The organism is Virgibacillus dakarensis (assembly GCF_900155625.1).
Classification (GTDB): Bacteria; Bacillota; Bacilli; order Bacillales; family Amphibacillaceae; genus Lentibacillus_C; species Lentibacillus_C populi.
On sequence record NZ_LT732554.1, the window covers coordinates 1,333,373 to 1,350,930 of the forward strand.

The following is a 17,558-nucleotide window of genomic DNA, read 5'->3' on the forward strand; positions in this document are numbered from 1 at the left end:
AGGTTTTTTTGATCGGAAAAAGTGGAGCGCCCCCCGGTAATAAGGATGGTAATCAGGGAAAAAATGGGGCGACCTCCGGTAATAATGAAAAAACTTTGGGTAATACTCATGATTTTCCACGTGAAAGGGAAGATTTATTGGAAATTGCACGACCAGCCAGGGAAAAGTCCAGGCTTAGTCCAGAGGAATTAAGAAGGTTGATTTTGATATTGTGTACGGATCGATTTTTGACATTACATGAACTTTCCCAATTATTAAAGAGGGATTCTAATGGACTTAGAAAGAATCATATTAAAAAATTGGTAGAAATGAAAAAGCTAAGACTACGTTATCCAGACGTACCAAGTCATCGAAATCAGGCGTACAAAACAGTTCAGTGATCTTCAGCTACTATTGGTGGACAATTCCCACTAGACTAATGCTTTATCGGTATAACGGAAGACCTTGGTAGCTATGGTTAGTGGAAATTATCACAACAACAAGGAAAAACCATAATTCAAAATTGCGGAATTGAATAAGCCAGGAGAGCACTGCCCAGCCATAAACCGGTCAAATAAAACGGTGCGGCTTAGCATGGTGAGGGTTACCGTTTTTACACCATTCCTTGAAGACATTAGTGTAAACGGTAACCCGCTATTTGGTTATTATTCTGCAAAAAGCAAAATACGAGCCGGTGCTGCGTCCGTACCCTGGATTTTCAATGGGGAAGCAACCATGAAATACCTTCCCTCAGTCACCGCTTCCAAGCGAAGCCCTTCGATAATAATTACGTTATGACTAAAAAGTGTGCGATGGGTTGGATGTTCCGGCTGGCTTCGTTCAATCCCGAGCCCGTCTATCCCGACACCTTTAACTCCAAGTCCAGCCAGGTGGACAGCCGCATCCTCCGCAACAAAAATAAAGTTGAAATCAAATTCATCCTGTAGTGAGTTTTTCGTTTTAAACAGGACAAAATCATCCTTTTCAATCGTAAATGATTCGATATCCTTTTTGCTAATGTGATCCTCGACATTGGTTAGATCAAATAACTTTACATGTCCAACCAAATCATGAATATCAATGGTTTCCATCGTGTTGCCATTATTAATCATGTGCAATGGGGAGTCAACATGTGTGCCAGTGTGGAGATCCATAGCAATGCGGGATTCCGTTACATGTCCATTTGTTTCTGTCGTGATTTTTGGCTGTTTTGCTTCTTTATTTTTGTACACGGGCATTCCTTCGTAAATAGGTGCTGTTACATCATATAATTTCATCATCGTACGCTCCTTCTTTTCTTTTTTAATCCTCGACTATTGGCCACCAGTGGAATCCATCCTTTTCAAGCAGTTTGTCCGCTTCCAATGGTCCCATTGAACCTGCTGCATAGTTGGGAAAATCCGGTTGATCCGATTCCCATAATTTCAGAATCGGATCAACAAACGACCAGGACTGGGCAACTTCATTCCAATGTGTAAAATTGGTCATATCACCAATCATGCAGTCGTAAATCAGCTTTTCATATGCCTCAGGTGTATTGATCCCGTTAATCCCATTATTATTATAAGCAAGTTTTATCGGTTTTACATCAGTACCTGCACCTGCTTTTTTTGCGTTAAGATAAAGGGTGATTCCTTCGTTCGGCTGAATATTGATGACAAGTAAATTCGGATGTTTTTCCTGTTTGTTTTTATAGTATAAATTCATCGGGATATCTTTGAATTCGACAACAATTTTTATTGATTTCTTGGCCATGCGTTTGCCAGTTCGAATATAAAAGGGAACCCCGGCCCAGCGGTAATTGTCGATCATAATTTTTCCTGCGACAAATGTTTCAGTTTTGGATGCTGACAATTGAGGTGCTTCCTTACGATACCCGATGCCAGTTTCGCCATCCCCATATTGGCCGCGGACAAAATAGTCATCCACACCGTTTACTTCCATCTGTCGGAGAGCGCGAAGTACTTTGACCTTTTCGGAACGAATTTCTTCGGTTGTCAAGTTGATTGGTGGCTCCATGGCAAGTAATGCAACCATTTGCAGCATGTGGTTTTGCACCATGTCACGAACGGCACCTGAGTTGTCATAATAACGTGATCGGTCTTCAACGCCAAGTGATTCACTTGAGGTAATTTGCACGTTGGAAATGAACCGATTATTCCAAAGATGTTCAAAAATTCCATTGGCGAATCGGATCACCTCAATGTTTTGCACCATTTCTTTCCCTAAGTAATGATCAATCCGGTAAATTTGCTCTTCATCAAACACCGCACGTATTTCCTTATTCAATGCCTTGGCAGACGGCAAGTCGTTGCCGAATGGTTTTTCAATGACAAGGCGTGTCCACCCAGCAGCATCTTTTAAACCGCTTGCCTTTAAATTGTTGGCAATAATTCCGAAAAAATCAGGTGCCATCGCCAAATAGAATATTCGATTGCCCCCTGTTTTATAGTAGCCCTCCAGTTCATGCAACAAAGCCTCTAGCCCCAGATAAGAAGAAGGTTCTGATACATCAAGAGGATGATAGAAAAAATGGGATGTAAATGTATCCAGATCCGCATGGGAGGAAATATTGCTCCCAAGTGATTTTTTCACGTTTTCACGGAAGACATCATTTGTCCATTGTCTTCGCCCTGTACCAACAACGGCAAAATCTTCACCAATTTTGCCGTTTTGAACGAGACGATAGATTGACGGGAACAATTTGCGTTTCGCCAGATCACCTGTTGCTCCAAAAATAACGATAACCGCCTTTGGTCTCTGCTGTTTACTCATGTACTAACGCCTCACTTTACAAAAAATCCTATCTTTTTTATCCTAATCGTATTGAAATGGTAAATCAACTTTGAGGATTCAGTAAGGTTGAAGTTGTAATATCTGTCGAAAAATGTCTTCCTTTAAACCTGTTTCGGGGATATCCGGTAGCGGGATAGAGCGAATGATGGGGGCGGGAAAAGAAAAAAGCTGGCAAAAAATTTTACTTTGTCAGCTTTAGTGGGGATGACACGCCACTTACCTCTATTAATTATCAGAAAGCCCCTCATCGGCGCAATCACAGTCCCGAGTGGGAACATCATTATTCGGATTCGGCACGACAATCATCGTGGTCAGACCGATAATGGCTAATGTATAAACGAACAGCGCAATACCTATAATAATCTTTTTTGATTTGTCCATCACAATCCTCCCCCTGTATTTGGTACACTTTTATCCCAATTTTAACGTTATCACATCGGTCTTACAGGGGCAAGGGGAGGGGGCCGAACCGAGACTAATTCACTTGTATAGTAAATTGATTAGTTTTTCACTGGAAGTACCTGTTGAGTATTGGTTCCATTGGTCAGCAAAATCTCTAATGCGCTGGATATCATAATTGCCTTCCTTCATAACACGAATTAATCCTTCTGTGTCTGTCACAACCGGCCCCGGAACTAACTCATCATAATCGGTCCAAAAGCCCCTAGTCTGGCGATATTCAGCTAAATCGTAAGCAAAGAATATCATCGGGCGCCCCAGTAAGGAAAATTCAAACGGAATCGACGAGTAATCCGTTATCAAAATATCGGTAATCACAAGCAATTCATTAACATTGGTAACATCCGAGACATCATACACAATACCAGGATATCTATTATGATAATCGTGTGTAATTGCGGGATGCAGCCGCAAAAATAAAACATATTCGTCACAAAACACGTCACAAAATTTTTCCACATCAAACGGAATCGTGGAATCGGCTGTTTCATTGTCACGAAATGTTGGGGCATATAGAACAATTTTTTTCTTGCTTGTTACCGGAAATTTCTTCCGTAAAATCAATTCGACACTTTTCATTTCAACTGGACGAAAGAAAAAATCGGTCCGAGGCACACCACATCGTAAAATAGCCTTATCCGGGATGTCGAAGCTTTTCCCAAAAATAGTGGCCATTTTATCTGAACCAACCGTAACATGTGTAAATCGCCGATAAACCATCTTCATACGTTTTTGGGCATGTGTTGAGCGTGTTTTAAAAGAGGGATCTTCAAGTCCAAAGCGTTTAATTGCACCGGCTGCATGCCATAATTGGATACATCGTACGTTCGGTCTTAGATTCATTTTTGCCAATATGCCAAAATAATTGTCGACAAAGATAATCCGTGACGTAGCCAGGTGATAGACAGCCTGAATCCAGTGAGTCGGTTTTTTTAAGTCTAATACCTTGCCGGAAGAAACACGGGAAAAATGAATACTGCATTTTGGAGTTTTAATAATGACAAAGGGCTCATCCGTCTGTTTTTCCAGTTCATGCACGGTATATAAAATGTTATCCCCAAATGAGGCGATAAAGGCTGTTTTCCTTTTCATGGGGCATAGCCTAAAGACCTGATAAAAGCTTTGAAAAACAGCCAGGTATACGGTGATGATCCATTCTCTAAACATTGTTCCGATTGAAGTCATTTTTAATTTTGGTTGTCGAGATACCAACTGTACGCGGTAAATAAACAACTTGACAATAATCATTCAGAAAATCGAATTTACCTTTCCAGTCATCACCCATCACAAAAACATCAATATGGTACTTCAGAACGTCATCAACTTTTTGCTCCCACGTGTTTTCCGGAATAACTTTATCAACATAGCGAATCGCTTCCAGAATAGCCTTTCGCTGCTCGAAGCTATAGTAGGCCTTTTTATTTTTAAGCACGTTGAATTCGTCCGTAGAAATGGCAACGATTAAATAATCTCCGTATTCCTTGGCGCGCCGTAATAAGTTAATGTGCCCGGTGTGGAGTAAGTCGAACGTTCCGTAAGTGATTACTTTTTTCATGGGAAGACCTCCGATATTAAGTACAGTATCTTATTAGCATTATCTTATATTATGAAGATTATCATGTCTATATTTACCTGATAAAAAAAGATGCTGATTTGTATTACGTCTTGTGGTTAATTTTACTTACTGTATTCATATATGGGGTTGTTTATTCCTATTTCCCATTGTAAAACTACCGCTTAATTATAAAGGCAACCAGATGATTCGAAATTCTAGTGACTAGCCATGAAGTCGCTGATCGAAAGCAAAAAGACCGCCGATCGAAATCGAAAAAGCGCTGATCGAAAGCGAAAATCCACCGATCGAAAACATACTACTAGACTATATAAGTAATATTTACCAAAAGGGGCAATTTACAGTGCCCATCGATTAATTATTGAGGAGAAAGAGGTTTGAGAAAATTTTAGGGGGGCATATGGTGTGGGTTATGTGCGCATGCGCGCCATTTAGATCCAGCCGGAGACTTTGGCCGAACCAAACGGCAGCGACAGGTTATTGCGGCTATTATCGATAAAGGTACGAGTGTCGCGTCTGTTCCCAAATTAAATAACATGATAGATGTACTTGGAAATAATATGGAAACAAACATGGATTTTGATGATATGAAGAATTTGCTACTGAATTATAAAGGCGTTCGGAACAATACTGTTAGTTATATGATGAAAGGGAATGGAACGAAAATTGGCGGTGTTTATTATTTGATTGTGCCAGATGAGGAAGTTGCGAAGGTGCATGAGACGATTGCGGATTTGTTTTGATGGGATGACCGTCAAATAAATCATACCTATTAAATGCAGGCGAGATTTATTTGACGTTTACTCAATCCAAGCATTGTAGGATTCGATGTAAAACAAAGTCTGGGCATATGCCAGTGTCGGTTTTCGATCCTCCACGCACCCATACAGGATGCGACAGTCTATGACGATCGCACTAATGAAACGCTTTTCGAGCGATCCTCCCATACAGGATGCGACTAATACATAAGTAATACACATCGATAAACCAAACTTTTCGAGCGATCCTCCCATACAGGATGCGACTACGAAAAAGATGTAAAATCGACAAAAACACTAGTATTTCACGTACTTTTCACAGGGCAAGTATGTAAAATACATAACTACCCCTCTATTTTATTCAAATTTTGGTAAATATACAAAGAAAATGTGGTGCGAATCCCTCTGAATTTTTATGTACACTATAGGTTCGCACCCGGGACTTTTAATGTATTACTTAAAATGCAGTGAACGGTCTTTACACGGAGAGATGGTTATTGTAGGCGTTCTTGCCAAGCAAGCCCATAGCTGCCTTTTTTGTCTAAATCCATAACCACCGAGGCTCCGTATCAAGACCCCATACGCAAATAAGCAAATTCAATACGATGGTAATAAAGACCTGATTTATTGGGCGAATTTGGTTTATGGACTAAATGAAAGAGTGGATCTAAAACATGGCAAAGGTTGATCCCATGGATGGCAATATTCAAGCGGGACGAAATTAAAATATAATTGGGAGGGAAATTTCAGCTCCTTGTAAGTCAATTTGTAGAAGGCGAGGTGGCTCATCATAATAACTAAAAATACAATCCACTATTTATTATTAAATGTAAATAATTGGGGATTATGGATAGGATCTATCCTTCATATCTCCTTTGACTTTTTTTATAAAATACCAAAAAATTATACAGAATATTCATCGCCACCATTTGATGGTGATTAAAAGCTATTTGACAAAGTAAAAAAAGTCTTATGCAATACTACTGATAATCAGTACAAGAAATATTTGAAAACTTGCAGGATTATTATACTATTGTGTCGAAGTAAGGGTTTCAATAGGATATTTTATTTTAAATATTGGGGGTATGAAATTGAAATTACATTCACTACGAATTCAAGGGTTTAGAAGACACATTGATACTAAAATAGTGTTTTCTAATGCTACCTTTTTAATTGGTGAAAATAACATCGGAAAGAGCTCTGTCCTAAAAGCACTTGAATATTTACTTACTGATACTAAAAAAATACCAGCTGATGAATTTTTCAGTACCTATTCAGAGGATACAGGCGATCACACTTACTTAACAGATGAAATTATTTTAACAGCTGAATTTAGAAATTTGCCTTCTAACGCTAAAGATTGGCGTGGATTCAAGGGAAGATTATTAAAGTATGATATTACTGATACGCCAGATGAAACAGGTTATATGGTGGTCTACAAAAAAATATTTAAACCAAATAAAGATTATGTTGTTGAAATGAGGGAGTACGAAAAAAGTTTAAAGGAAGAATTTAAAGATTGTAAAACACTCCAGGACTTTATAGACAGTGGATTAAGTGCTAATATTATTAATGAGCTTTTTCCAACTGAAGATGTAAATAAAACACTGACAAAAAGCTCAAAGGTGTATAAATCAGTAATTACTATTGATGATTTATATAATATTGATGAGTCTATAGAAAAATGGGTTGAGAATCCTGGGGGGATACCAGGAAACGTACTAGTTAAATTGCCAAAGTTTTTATTAATTCCTGCCCAAGATAAAATTGATGAAATCTCAGGAAGTAGTGGTGCCCTTAAGAAAACATTAAATAGTTTATTTGAAGATGTTAGGGATGCATCCGACCATTTTAGCAAAGTCCAGCATTATTTAAGCCTACTTCAACAGGAGCTAAATCCTGAAGATGGAGATACTGAGTTTGGAAAAATGATGATAGAATTAAATAGGATATTGAGTGATGTGTTTCCGAGTACAAAACTATTAGCTGCAACAAATTTATCTGATGCTGAAGTGATTAAACCGAAATTTGATATAGAAATGAGCAGTAACACTAAGACCCCTATTCAAAATCAAGGTACAGGGGTAATTCGTTCTGCAGTTTTTGCTATGTTGAGATATAGAAGTCTTAGGGAGAATACAGATTCACGCCCATTGTTGATAGGTTTTGAGGAACCCGAAATATATTTACATCCAAATGCGGCAAATCAGATGAGAGATACAATTTATGAATTGGCTTCTTCAGGAAATAATCAAATTGTTTGTACCACGCATTCAACGTTTATGATTGATTTAGGTCGTAAACCTTCTCAAATCTTAAATAGTTTGAGTGAGAAAGAAATTATGTTCGAAAAAGAAAATGATCGATATTCTGTTTCAAAAGTAGTTTCAAATCCTTTTAATATCTCGCAAGCCTTCAAAAAATTACAGGGGGATGAAAGGTCTTATATGAAAATGCTTGTAAAGATGGATGATAATATGTCAAAAGTCTTTTTTGCTAAAAATGTATTAATAGTTGAAGGTGATACAGAAGAAATTGTTTTTAAAGAAACTATTACAAGGATGCCCCCAGAAATTAAAAAATACATGCAACATAATTGGGAAATTGTAAAAGCGAGAGGCAAAGCAACAATAATATCTTTGGTTAAGTATTTACATTCTCTAGGTATTCAACCATATGTTATTCATGATGCAGATGAGGAAAAAGACGGTGCAAGAAAATTTAATGACCATATTGTATCTGCATTAGGAGACAATGGTAGACAATTTATGGTTAGGAATTGCATTGAAGATGTATTAGGATATACTGCTTCATCGAGCGATAAACCATTCAAGGCTTATGAATTTATAAGTCGTGAGTGGGGTGAAGATTGGAATAGTATACCTACAAATTGGACTGAAATAGTGCAGCAGATATTTAGCCTTTCAATTGTGAACGGGAAGGTCGAGATTGAAGATAGGAGAGTTAATGAAGAAGTTGAGGTAAAGTCTTAAGTTTACCTTACTTTTGGCACGGTACGTCACTGCTGAAGTAGCTCTTTGATAAAGTGGGACAGACCCCACTGCGATAATGCATTAAAGTGATGAAGTATATTTAATTAGTAATATGTGAGGAAAGCCGTGTGATCCATTGCATTTTAAGTGGACCAATGGCTTTTTTGATGGGGATAAAATAATTATAAAAATGGATTTTGATCCTTTTTTTAAGCGGAAAATAACATTTTGATAATTTATGGTGCTTGAGAATTAAAATTTCCCATTTTTGCACGTTACAAAATCCATTTTTGATGGATTAAATAGTGAACTTATGTTTTTGACTAATTGTCTTCTATCACTAGCGTTGCATTAATTATAACTAATAATAAAAAATGTTGGTAATGTTCAATTTTTAACTGTCTAGACAACAAAAAATCCTTTATAATGAATAGGTCAGGTGGTTTCCTGTCCAAATCCAATATAAAGGACCATATCATGGACAAGAATACACTAAAATCAGCATTTGGTAAATGGATTGCACCTATAAATTCTAAAAAGCTTTTTGACCAAGTTAAAAATCTAAAACAAGATAGCTATACCAAAAAACTTACGACTGAAGCCTATATTAAACTGATGCTTTATGCACAAGTACATGAAACGGAAGGGCTTCAAGCACTAAGTGATGCTTTATTGGATGCGGACTTTCAGAGAGCTGTTGGTTTTGAATCGATTAGCGCATCTCAGCTCTCACGCAAGAATAGAGAAATAGATCCATCCATATTAGCAACCCTATTTTTAGATCTTGTTTACCAGATACGCGGATATCACAATAAAGCCTACAAGCATATGCCGTTAAAAATCATTGATTCGAGTACATTGCCTCTTAATTTAACCAATTATAAGTGGGCGAAATTCCGCAAAACAAAGGCTGGTGTCAAGTTACATTTGCGCCTTGTTTTCATGGATAAAGAAACGGTTTATCCTGAAAAGGCTGTCATTACAGTAGCGAAAGAACATGATCGTAATCAACTTGAAGTCCTTGTTGATGACAAGGAAGCCATGTATGTCTTTGATCGCGGCTATATGGACTACGAACGTTTTGATCGGATGACGGATGATGGATACTTCTTCGTATCCAGACTAAAGAAAAATGCCGTCATTCGTGAAGTATGTTCATTCTCGGTTCCAGCTGAATCAATGGTTTTAACCGATAGAATGGTTTACATAGGCTCCACACAAAAACGTTGTGAAAACGTTTTTCGTCTTCTCGAAGTGATGGATACGAAAGGAAATATCCTTCGATTGATTACCAATCGATTTGACTTGGAACCACAAGAAATTAGTGATATTTATCGATCACGCTGGGCAATTGAACTGTTTTTCAAATGGTTAAAGCAGCACGTGGAAATCAAACATTTTTACGGAATGAGTGAAACAGCTTTACAAAATCAAATCTATATAGCACTCATCACCTATTGTTTACATGTGCTTATCCAACTGGAAACGAAAAGCAAGAAATCGTTGCTTCGAATTACCCGTTGGTTAAAGGCTGCACTATGGAAGCCAGCTTACATTTGGCTTCACAGATTTGAAAACAAAACAGTTCCGTAATAAGTAACAGTGTTGTAGGTCGTATCAATTCGTATTAATTGTATAATTTTACCAAATGGACGGTGCCACCTTTGATTGGACTTTGACTTTTTGGCAAAAATTACGGGAATAGTAGTTACTGAACATTTTGACTATATTTATGCAATGCTAGTGGTCTTCTATAGATTATCTTTTACATATCATGTTAAAAGAAAGGTGTCATAGCAATGAAAACAGTAGTATCTATTTTGTGTATTTGGCAAGTGAAAAATGGGATATCTTTTTTGTAGCTATATAAGTTGACTTAAAGTTTCCATATTCATCCATTCGGGTATAGAAATACAAATACCTGAACGGAAGGGTGATAGCCGTGAATACTCAAAGTAAGATTGAGGAACTCAAAAAGCCGAGGATCCCCGTCATTTCGAACGTTATCAAGCAGTCTATCTTTATTTAAGTGGTTATACCATGAAAGAAATTGGTAAAATAATTAATCGCCACCATGAAATTGTCGGCATATATATTAAATCATACAAAGAAGGTTCCCTTGAAGGTCTAGCTCTTGGACATTCAACGGGTAAACCTTCCAAATTATCGGAAGAACAAAAGGCTGAGCTTTTAGAAACCGTGTCAACCAAAGTTCCAGCAGATGTTGGCTTTAAAGCCCGATTTAACTGGACTCTCGCCCTTATTACCGAATTCGTAAAAAGAGAATGGAACATCGATTATAGTTTACGCGGGATGTCACGTGTTTTGCATTCACTTGGGCTTAGCTATACCCGTCCTACTTATACGTTGGAAAAGGCAGATCCTGAAAAACAAAAAGAATTTATCGAAGTGACCTTTCCAGCTCTAAAAAAAACTTTTAAATGAAGAAATAGACCACATCCTTTTCGAGGACGAGTCGATGATACGTGATTATCAGGCCATTCAACGAACTTGGTTCCTAAAGGGACAACAACGAATTATCCCGACGTATGGACAGCATCGCGGTGTAAAACTCATCGGTACATTGAATTATGAAACGGGAGAAGTTTTCTGCACCGAAGAAGAAAAATATGACGCTGTCGCTTTTCTCAACTTTTTAAAAGACATTCTCAAACATTACCCTTCCGGAAAAATTGTTATGATTTTAGACAATGCACGTATTCATCATGCCAAACTTCTTCGTCCATTTCTGGAAGAAAATAAAGATCGTCTGGAACTCGTTTATTTACCTCCCTACAGTCCACAACTTAACCTAGTTGAAGGTTTATGGAAGTGGTTAAAGAGTCAGTAATTAATAATGTCTTTTTTCCTAACGTTCAAAAAATCACTCTGAAAGTCAGAGAATTTATAAGCGGTGTGAATCAACGTCCAAGCGAGGTTATCGATCGGTTATGCGTGCGATTATAATTTAGAATCTTTTGTTCAACTTATATACTTGCCAACTTCAACTTTATCTACCCTGCGATGAATTACACTGATTCTTTCAAACGATGGCTTTCTACTTTGAACAGAGCTAAGTGTGAATGGTCACTCAACCTGTCCACGACAGCTTCCGTCAATATTGGGTCTCCAAATACATGGTTCCATTGACCAAACTGAAGGTTCGTGGTGATGATTAAGCTACTCTTTTCATAACACAACGAAATGGCTTAAAAAAGCTTATTCCCCTGTTTGTGTAACAGAATATACCCTAGTTCGTCCAAAATAAGAAGATCTAGCTTTTCGTGTTTATGGCAATATAAAAATCTGGATTTCAGCATCTCTTTTGGAAATGATAAAACATTTACCGGACGGCTGGCGAGGTATAACAACTAAGTTTTATTGGAGAAAAATATATGTCTTATTTAAACTTGTACGGAGACTAGCTTTGGAATATACGTTCTGTTATGATAATAATATGCTATACTTTTTAAGTTGAAGATATTAAAATAAAGTTGTAAAATGATTTCAAGAAGCATGAGTTGGGGGGGCAAAAGTTTGAAAAAGTCCGTATTTCTTTTTGTCGGATGGTTAATTGTCATTTGTTTGATTATAATGGTTTGGTTCAATTCTGTGTCCTTTTTTGTTAATGGTACAATAATTTTAGGTTGGTTTCTTTTCATGCTTCAACTAACGTGGAATCAATCTGAATTTTTTTACATGTATATAAAAAAGATTTGGTTCATGATTAAAAATCCCGATTGTGTTTGGAATATGCACGTTGAATTTAATGGCGGTTTTGATGAAAATACTTTCACAAAAATAGATGAAGTGTTTAATGACCAAATCGGTGATATGAAACAAATAAAATTGAGCAATCAAAGGAAATTATATCGCTTAGGTACCTTGAATTTTGAGATCAATATAGATGAAAGTAACAATAAAATTATTCTATCGCTAAACGATTTAGAAGTGTCGTTTAGAAGGTCACGAAAAATAATTGACCAAGAGCTAGGATGTTTATTAGAAACATTATCTAAAACGCTTAAGGATGATCGAAGTGAATATTTTTTTAACATAAATTTTAAGGATTTTAATCCCTATTTTGGCTTTTTTATAAGAAGACTAAATGCAAAGGAAATTAACACGTTTAATGTTAAATTTAATGTTCAAAACGATAGAGTTACAATAAATAAAAAATCAATTCAGGTTTATACCACTAGCCTTCAGAAGCTTAATTCTTTTTCAAAAGAATATCTCACTTTATCCCCACGCTAACTATAGGTGGGGCTTAATAAATTGTTCATATACTTCATACACTATATCGATTTCATCTTCAATAGTGGGAAAAGTATCATATAAAATAATTGATCCTTTCTTGGAAATAGCAATATAATGTTCTTTACCACTTTTAAGGCTAATATATTTCATTTGAATTGATGAAACATTTCCTTCTGCTGCGGATTCCTTATATTCTTCACTTCTATGTACATTGTGACCAAAATATCCAGCCGTTTTTAAGTGGGCCCTTTTTAAATCAGCTATCCAAGCTCCCGCAACTTCTGTGATAAGTGGAATCATACTTTTAAAGTCGATCTTCACTGTTTCTAAATTATATTCTTTTGTTCTACTTAATTTCGATATAAAGTCTAATGCTGCGTCGGTTTTTGTTTGGATAAATAGCAGATTTTCATCCTCTTTATAATAGGAATAAAAAGAGAGTGGCTCAAGATAATAATTAAAATCCTTATTAAACACCCTCCCCCGGGTATTATGTATATAATCATTATGGCATATATATTGGTCAAATTTTAAATGGAAATTAGTATAATTTAAATCTATTGATACAACAGATTCACCCTCGTTTTCTAGTAATTCTTGCTGAATTGGGATTAAAAAATTATCTTTTTTAAACTTTTTAGAGTTACATATCAGAAAAGCTTTAGGCAAAATCTATCCCCCCAATATTTTTCTCAAAAAATCACTTGTGCATTTGATTTTTATTTGTTCTTAGTTTTTGTTCTTTCCTTCAAAGTAATTCTCTAACTCTTTGATTTCTCCTGGCCCCGATGTGTCCATTTTAGATCCTAAAATATCCATAGTATTTACTACCGTTAATTTTCTTTCAATTCTTTTAAATCCATTGTACCAAATTCATCCATATATAGACAAACAAAATTTGATCAAAAGTCCATCTAGCTCTACTAGTGTTACAAAACAACTCGCCAGACTTTGTTAAACACTACCAAATTCCCATATTGGGTATATGTAATATTTGGTTTAATTGTTTTATTCCATCTTCAGCAAAAGTCGTTTTTCCTTATAGGCAGGGACAAATTCAAAACAAGCGGAGTATGATTTTAAGAAGCCAAAAAGGGGAAAAAAGTACAATATTAAGGATTACTTCGAAAAGGAAATAGAACAGTATACGATTCAAACTGGAAAAGGTAGATGAACATCCAAGGGAAACAAGTTTAGATAAATTAGGTAAGTTAAAAACAGTTTTTAAAGTAAGTGGTACCGTTACAGTGGGGAATGCAGCATTAAAACGCGGATATAAACCCAAGGCGCAAATCATAGCTTAGGCAGAGGTTGTTCACCTCGATTAATGGTTATGGGAGCGGTTCAGCTACATTAAAGCCACCAAAACAAACGGATTTATCACTTAAGTTTCACACCTTGAAAATCCAATAAAAAACCCTTTTTTAAAATAGAAAAAGGATATAGAAAATCCGCATGAACACTGGGTTTTTGGTATAATTAAGGTACTAATCCAAATTAACCAAAAAGGACGTGTTATCATGCGGAAAAAAGTTAAAGAAATCGAAAATGTATTTCAATCTCATGGATTTTCGATTGACTCCATTATACAAAAGGTAATGGAGAAATTCAAATTTCGTTCGCTATGGTATGTGTCAAGTTTTTCTCGACGTTGCTTTCATACCAATATTTCAGGCGCTCCCATTTTGTACACCTTGTTCGGCTACCGCGCTGTCGCTTGCTGGCCTCATTTTTGACAGAACGGTCTTAAAAACCAAAGACCGTTCCATCAAAAACGAGGTTTATTGTAATATTTTAAATAAGTTACCTATGGCTGTTGAATGAGCCGCATATAAAGCGACAGAACCTTGTTTTACACCAATAGATGGTTGTGTTGGCTGACGTAATAATTGGGCCACTCTGACAGCTTTTTTTACATCCCGTTGTTTCCTGGTACTCCGTTCATTGCATTTCAGATAAGCGTTACGCAATGTATTATTCAACATGCCTTGTTTGATTTTCACCATTGCCTCCGCACCATCATTACTCCAATGCATTCCACGCTTTTTCATACGAAAAGACACATGCCGCTGGTTGGATTCCATAGCACCGAGTTTCCTGGCATCTCTAGGGCTGTCTGTTACAATATCCCGCCAGTCGTAAATGCGTTCCCAATTGTTGAGAATGTAACTGCGAAAGACGTTGATTTTCTCCATCTGCTTATCGTCTTCCAATGTGCTTTCGTATGTATCTAATTGAAGCTTGAATGCTTCTAAATCATGTTCCTTCAGTGCCTTTCTTCCTGCATCTTTATAGGCATTTCCTGCACTGCCAAATGCACGGTTAAATCCTTGTGAGATATGATAGTCATCCAGTTGGTTTAAAATCGGTTTATTCGATTGGGAAAAAGCAGCTTGAAACCTTTCAACTGTATAACCCGGGCCACCGTCACTGTTAGTAACAACCTGTGCGTCTTCCAGTGTATATCGGCTGGATGCCATCGCCTGCGTTTCATCCCAAAATGCATCTGTAGATTGCGTTGTCATAATTACTGTCGGTTCCTTAAGGGATACACGTTTCCCGTTTTTCTCCCATCCTTCATACATGATCGCATGGTGCACTTCCATACTCTGTTTTTTTTGGAGTCCGCGGACAAAAACACCATCTGCCTCGGCATAAAAGAAATCAACCTTTTTTCCTTCTGGCAGGGACGCTGCTTCATCCAACTCTTTCACCATCTCTTGATCCATCTCTGCCTGGGCTTTACCCACAGTCTTTACCATATTTCCTACTGTTTGGTGACTTAAACTTACAGGTGTCCATTCCTTGAGAGTACGGGCCACTTGCCGGTATGTACTTTCACTCGCCATTTCAGCTACTTTCAGTTCCACCAATGGACTGTATCGCTGCCTATCCCGCAGACCAATCCACTCATCCAATGGATAGACTGCTTTTCCCTTTTTATCCCACATCAACGTATGATCAAAGGTAACCGTCCCAAACATAAATTGTACACTTCTTGAATCTGTGGTTTCCACTTTCCAGTCATCTGCACGTCTTTGTGCCACAATGACTTGATTTAATTCACTGAACATACGCCCCACCAAAGAGGAAAAGAAGTTATACATTAAAATTTGAGCTCTCTCTTCAAACTCCACCAGATTCGCTATGTGTAAAATATTTCTCGAGGGTATTTGAGCTATATTCTAGCAAAAAAAGAAAAGGCACTCTATCATAAAATGTATGCTTTGACCAGGCAAATACATTTCAGAGAGAGGCCTTTCCATGGGGAATATTATATCAAATATCAATGAACTAATAAAGAATACCGGTAATTTAATTGAATTAGAGGAAAGCATTCGGTTGTTCATGTATGAAGTATTTGCTTCAGTATTGGGGGAAGTATTTACACGATTAAATCAGGTCATAAACGAAAATAACAGGCCATGGGTTGGACAGTGAAGCGAGAAGATTGGAAAACCGTCCAGTTTACCTTTGGGGCTGTACGTTTTCGTCACACGCTTATGGCTGATGAAAATGGAGATTCGCATTACCCTTTCGATGAATGGTTGGGGCTAAGAAAGAGCCAACGACATAGCCCATTGGTGGAAGTAAAAGTGGCAGAGTTGGCTAGTGAAAGTACCTATCGTGAAACGGCACGTGTATTAAAGGAATGGACGGCAGTTAATCTTAGTCATACAACGGTTGGAAGCATTGTAAGGCGCGTTGGAAAAGCACAAGCACAGGCGGATGAGGAAATGGTGACGGAATTGGATGAGGCGGCTTCCTTACCAGAGGGGAAAAAGGTGGAGTATCTTTATGCGGAGGCAGACGGTGTCTTTGTGCGTGGTACAGAGAAGAAAAAAAGCCTAGAAGTGCGTCATGCCGTTGTCCATGAAGGTTGGGAGAGGAATGGGAAACGAGTAGCTTTACGGGAACCAAAAGTAATTATGACAACACAATCAACGCCAGATTTTTGGAAGGAAGTGCAAGCTCTTACAGCTCACTGCTATTCACTTGAGGATACACAGGTTGTCACAAATAGCGATGGTGGTTTGGGATATACAGCCGAGAAGTTTCAAGAAGCCTTTTCCCAATCCAATTTACCAGTTTTGAATCAACTAGATCATTACCATGTTTCACAGGCGTTAAATCGCGCTTTAGGTGGCGGCCAGAGCGAGTATAAGGATGGCATCAAAAAGGCACTGAAAGATCATAACCTGGATGATTTTATGTTATGGCTAGATACGTATGGAGAGCACCTTAGACGATGCAAAAAGAATAGAAAAGGTAAAAGCATTTCGCACGTATATTACAAACAACTGGGAGCGAATTTTCGACTGGCGAGAAGTAGTAGAAAATCCACCGAAGGGCGCAAGAAGCCTGGGAGCGATGGAATCCAATCAAAGGCACATTTCTTTCCGCATGAAAAAGAGAGGCATGCATTGGAGTTCAGAAGGCGGAGAAGCCATGGTTAAAGTGAAACAAGGGATCCTAAACCAAACATTGCGGAACGTGTATGTAAAACACCAACACAGAAGTGCTAGAAAGCAACGAGAAGTGAAAAGGATTGTAAGAATGTCGGAGATTTTACGTAATCCAACCCGTCCATCAGTGGGGGTTAAACAGGGCGCTATAGGCTTATATACGGCTCATTCTACAGCCATGGGTCATTTAGTTAAAAGCTTTAAATAAATAATACCCTGATGTTGGGGTTACGTTCTTGGGTTGTAGAACGTTACCACAACATCAGGGCCAGCA

At 37.6% G+C, this 17,558-nt stretch carries 12 protein-coding genes and 3 pseudogenes; 7 read left to right on the forward strand and 8 right to left on the reverse strand.

Annotated features, from left to right (window positions below; translation table 11 throughout):
* Positions 1–8 precede the first annotated feature (8 nt).
* Complete coding sequence (locus tag CZ382_RS16250) at positions 9–380, forward strand: hypothetical protein (protein WP_140392743.1); 372 nt, start codon at positions 9–11, stop codon at positions 378–380.
* 264 nt (positions 381–644) lie between these two features.
* Here the strand turns inward: CZ382_RS16250 and CZ382_RS16255 are convergent, their stop codons facing one another.
* The 5 genes from CZ382_RS16255 to tagD form a co-directional block, all read right to left on the reverse strand.
* Positions 645–1,256: a cyclase family protein gene (locus CZ382_RS16255; RefSeq protein ID WP_088052268.1), complete on the reverse strand. Its 612-nt coding sequence runs from the start codon at positions 1,254–1,256 to the stop codon at positions 645–647.
* A gap of 25 nt (positions 1,257–1,281) precedes the next feature.
* Positions 1,282–2,754, reverse strand: coding sequence for a glucose-6-phosphate dehydrogenase (gene zwf / locus CZ382_RS16260; protein WP_088052269.1), 1,473 nt, complete (start codon positions 2,752–2,754; stop codon positions 1,282–1,284).
* 246 nt (positions 2,755–3,000) lie between these two features.
* The gene (locus tag CZ382_RS23805; RefSeq protein ID WP_159457814.1) at positions 3,001–3,156 is read right to left on the reverse strand and encodes a hypothetical protein; all 156 of its coding nucleotides are present in this window, start codon (positions 3,154–3,156) and stop codon (positions 3,001–3,003) included.
* Between the two features lie 99 nt (positions 3,157–3,255).
* Positions 3,256–4,482, reverse strand: coding sequence for a CDP-glycerol glycerophosphotransferase family protein (locus CZ382_RS16265; protein ID WP_140392744.1), 1,227 nt, complete (start codon positions 4,480–4,482; stop codon positions 3,256–3,258).
* Entirely contained in the window at positions 4,394–4,789 is a 396-nt protein-coding gene (gene tagD, locus CZ382_RS16270) for a glycerol-3-phosphate cytidylyltransferase (RefSeq protein WP_088052271.1), read from the reverse strand. The genes CZ382_RS16265 and tagD overlap by 89 nt, the downstream gene beginning before the upstream one ends.
* A 605-nt stretch (positions 4,790–5,394) precedes the next feature.
* Here tagD and CZ382_RS23975 point away from each other — a divergent pair.
* From CZ382_RS23975 to CZ382_RS16290, 4 genes and pseudogenes are all read left to right on the forward strand, one after another.
* Positions 5,395–5,550, forward strand: a complete 156-nt coding sequence (locus CZ382_RS23975) for a hypothetical protein (protein ID WP_188725483.1) — start codon at positions 5,395–5,397, stop codon at positions 5,548–5,550.
* Positions 5,551–6,656: 1,106 nt separating this feature from the next.
* Positions 6,657–8,558: an AAA family ATPase gene (locus CZ382_RS16280; RefSeq protein ID WP_235000453.1), complete on the forward strand. Its 1,902-nt coding sequence runs from the start codon at positions 6,657–6,659 to the stop codon at positions 8,556–8,558.
* Between the two features lie 477 nt (positions 8,559–9,035).
* Positions 9,036–10,151 (forward strand): IS4 family transposase, encoded by a 1,116-nt coding sequence (locus CZ382_RS16285; RefSeq protein ID WP_088049901.1) that lies wholly within the window; start codon positions 9,036–9,038, stop codon positions 10,149–10,151.
* A 378-nt stretch (positions 10,152–10,529) separates the two neighbouring features.
* Positions 10,530–11,525, forward strand: a pseudogene (locus tag CZ382_RS16290) (IS630 family transposase); the annotation flags it as partial.
* A 62-nt stretch (positions 11,526–11,587) separates the two neighbouring features.
* Here CZ382_RS16290 and CZ382_RS16295 read toward each other — a convergent pair.
* Positions 11,588–11,842: pseudogene (locus CZ382_RS16295) on the reverse strand (ATP-binding protein); the annotation flags it as partial.
* 253 nt (positions 11,843–12,095) lie between these two features.
* Here CZ382_RS16295 and CZ382_RS16300 point away from each other — a divergent pair.
* Positions 12,096–12,815, forward strand: a complete 720-nt coding sequence (locus CZ382_RS16300) for a hypothetical protein (RefSeq protein WP_088052274.1) — start codon at positions 12,096–12,098, stop codon at positions 12,813–12,815.
* Here the strand turns inward: CZ382_RS16300 and CZ382_RS16305 are convergent, their stop codons facing one another.
* Both CZ382_RS16305 and CZ382_RS16315 read right to left on the reverse strand, forming a co-directional pair.
* Positions 12,816–13,487: a hypothetical protein gene (locus CZ382_RS16305; RefSeq protein ID WP_088052275.1), complete on the reverse strand. Its 672-nt coding sequence runs from the start codon at positions 13,485–13,487 to the stop codon at positions 12,816–12,818.
* A gap of 1,112 nt (positions 13,488–14,599) precedes the next feature.
* On the reverse strand, positions 14,600–16,000 hold the full coding sequence (locus CZ382_RS16315; protein WP_088052277.1) for an ISLre2 family transposase: 1,401 nt from the start codon (positions 15,998–16,000) through the stop codon (positions 14,600–14,602).
* Between the two features lie 82 nt (positions 16,001–16,082).
* Between CZ382_RS16315 and CZ382_RS16320 the strand changes: the two are divergent.
* Positions 16,083–17,492: pseudogene (locus CZ382_RS16320) on the forward strand (ISLre2 family transposase).
* Positions 17,493–17,558: the final 66 nt, after the last annotated feature.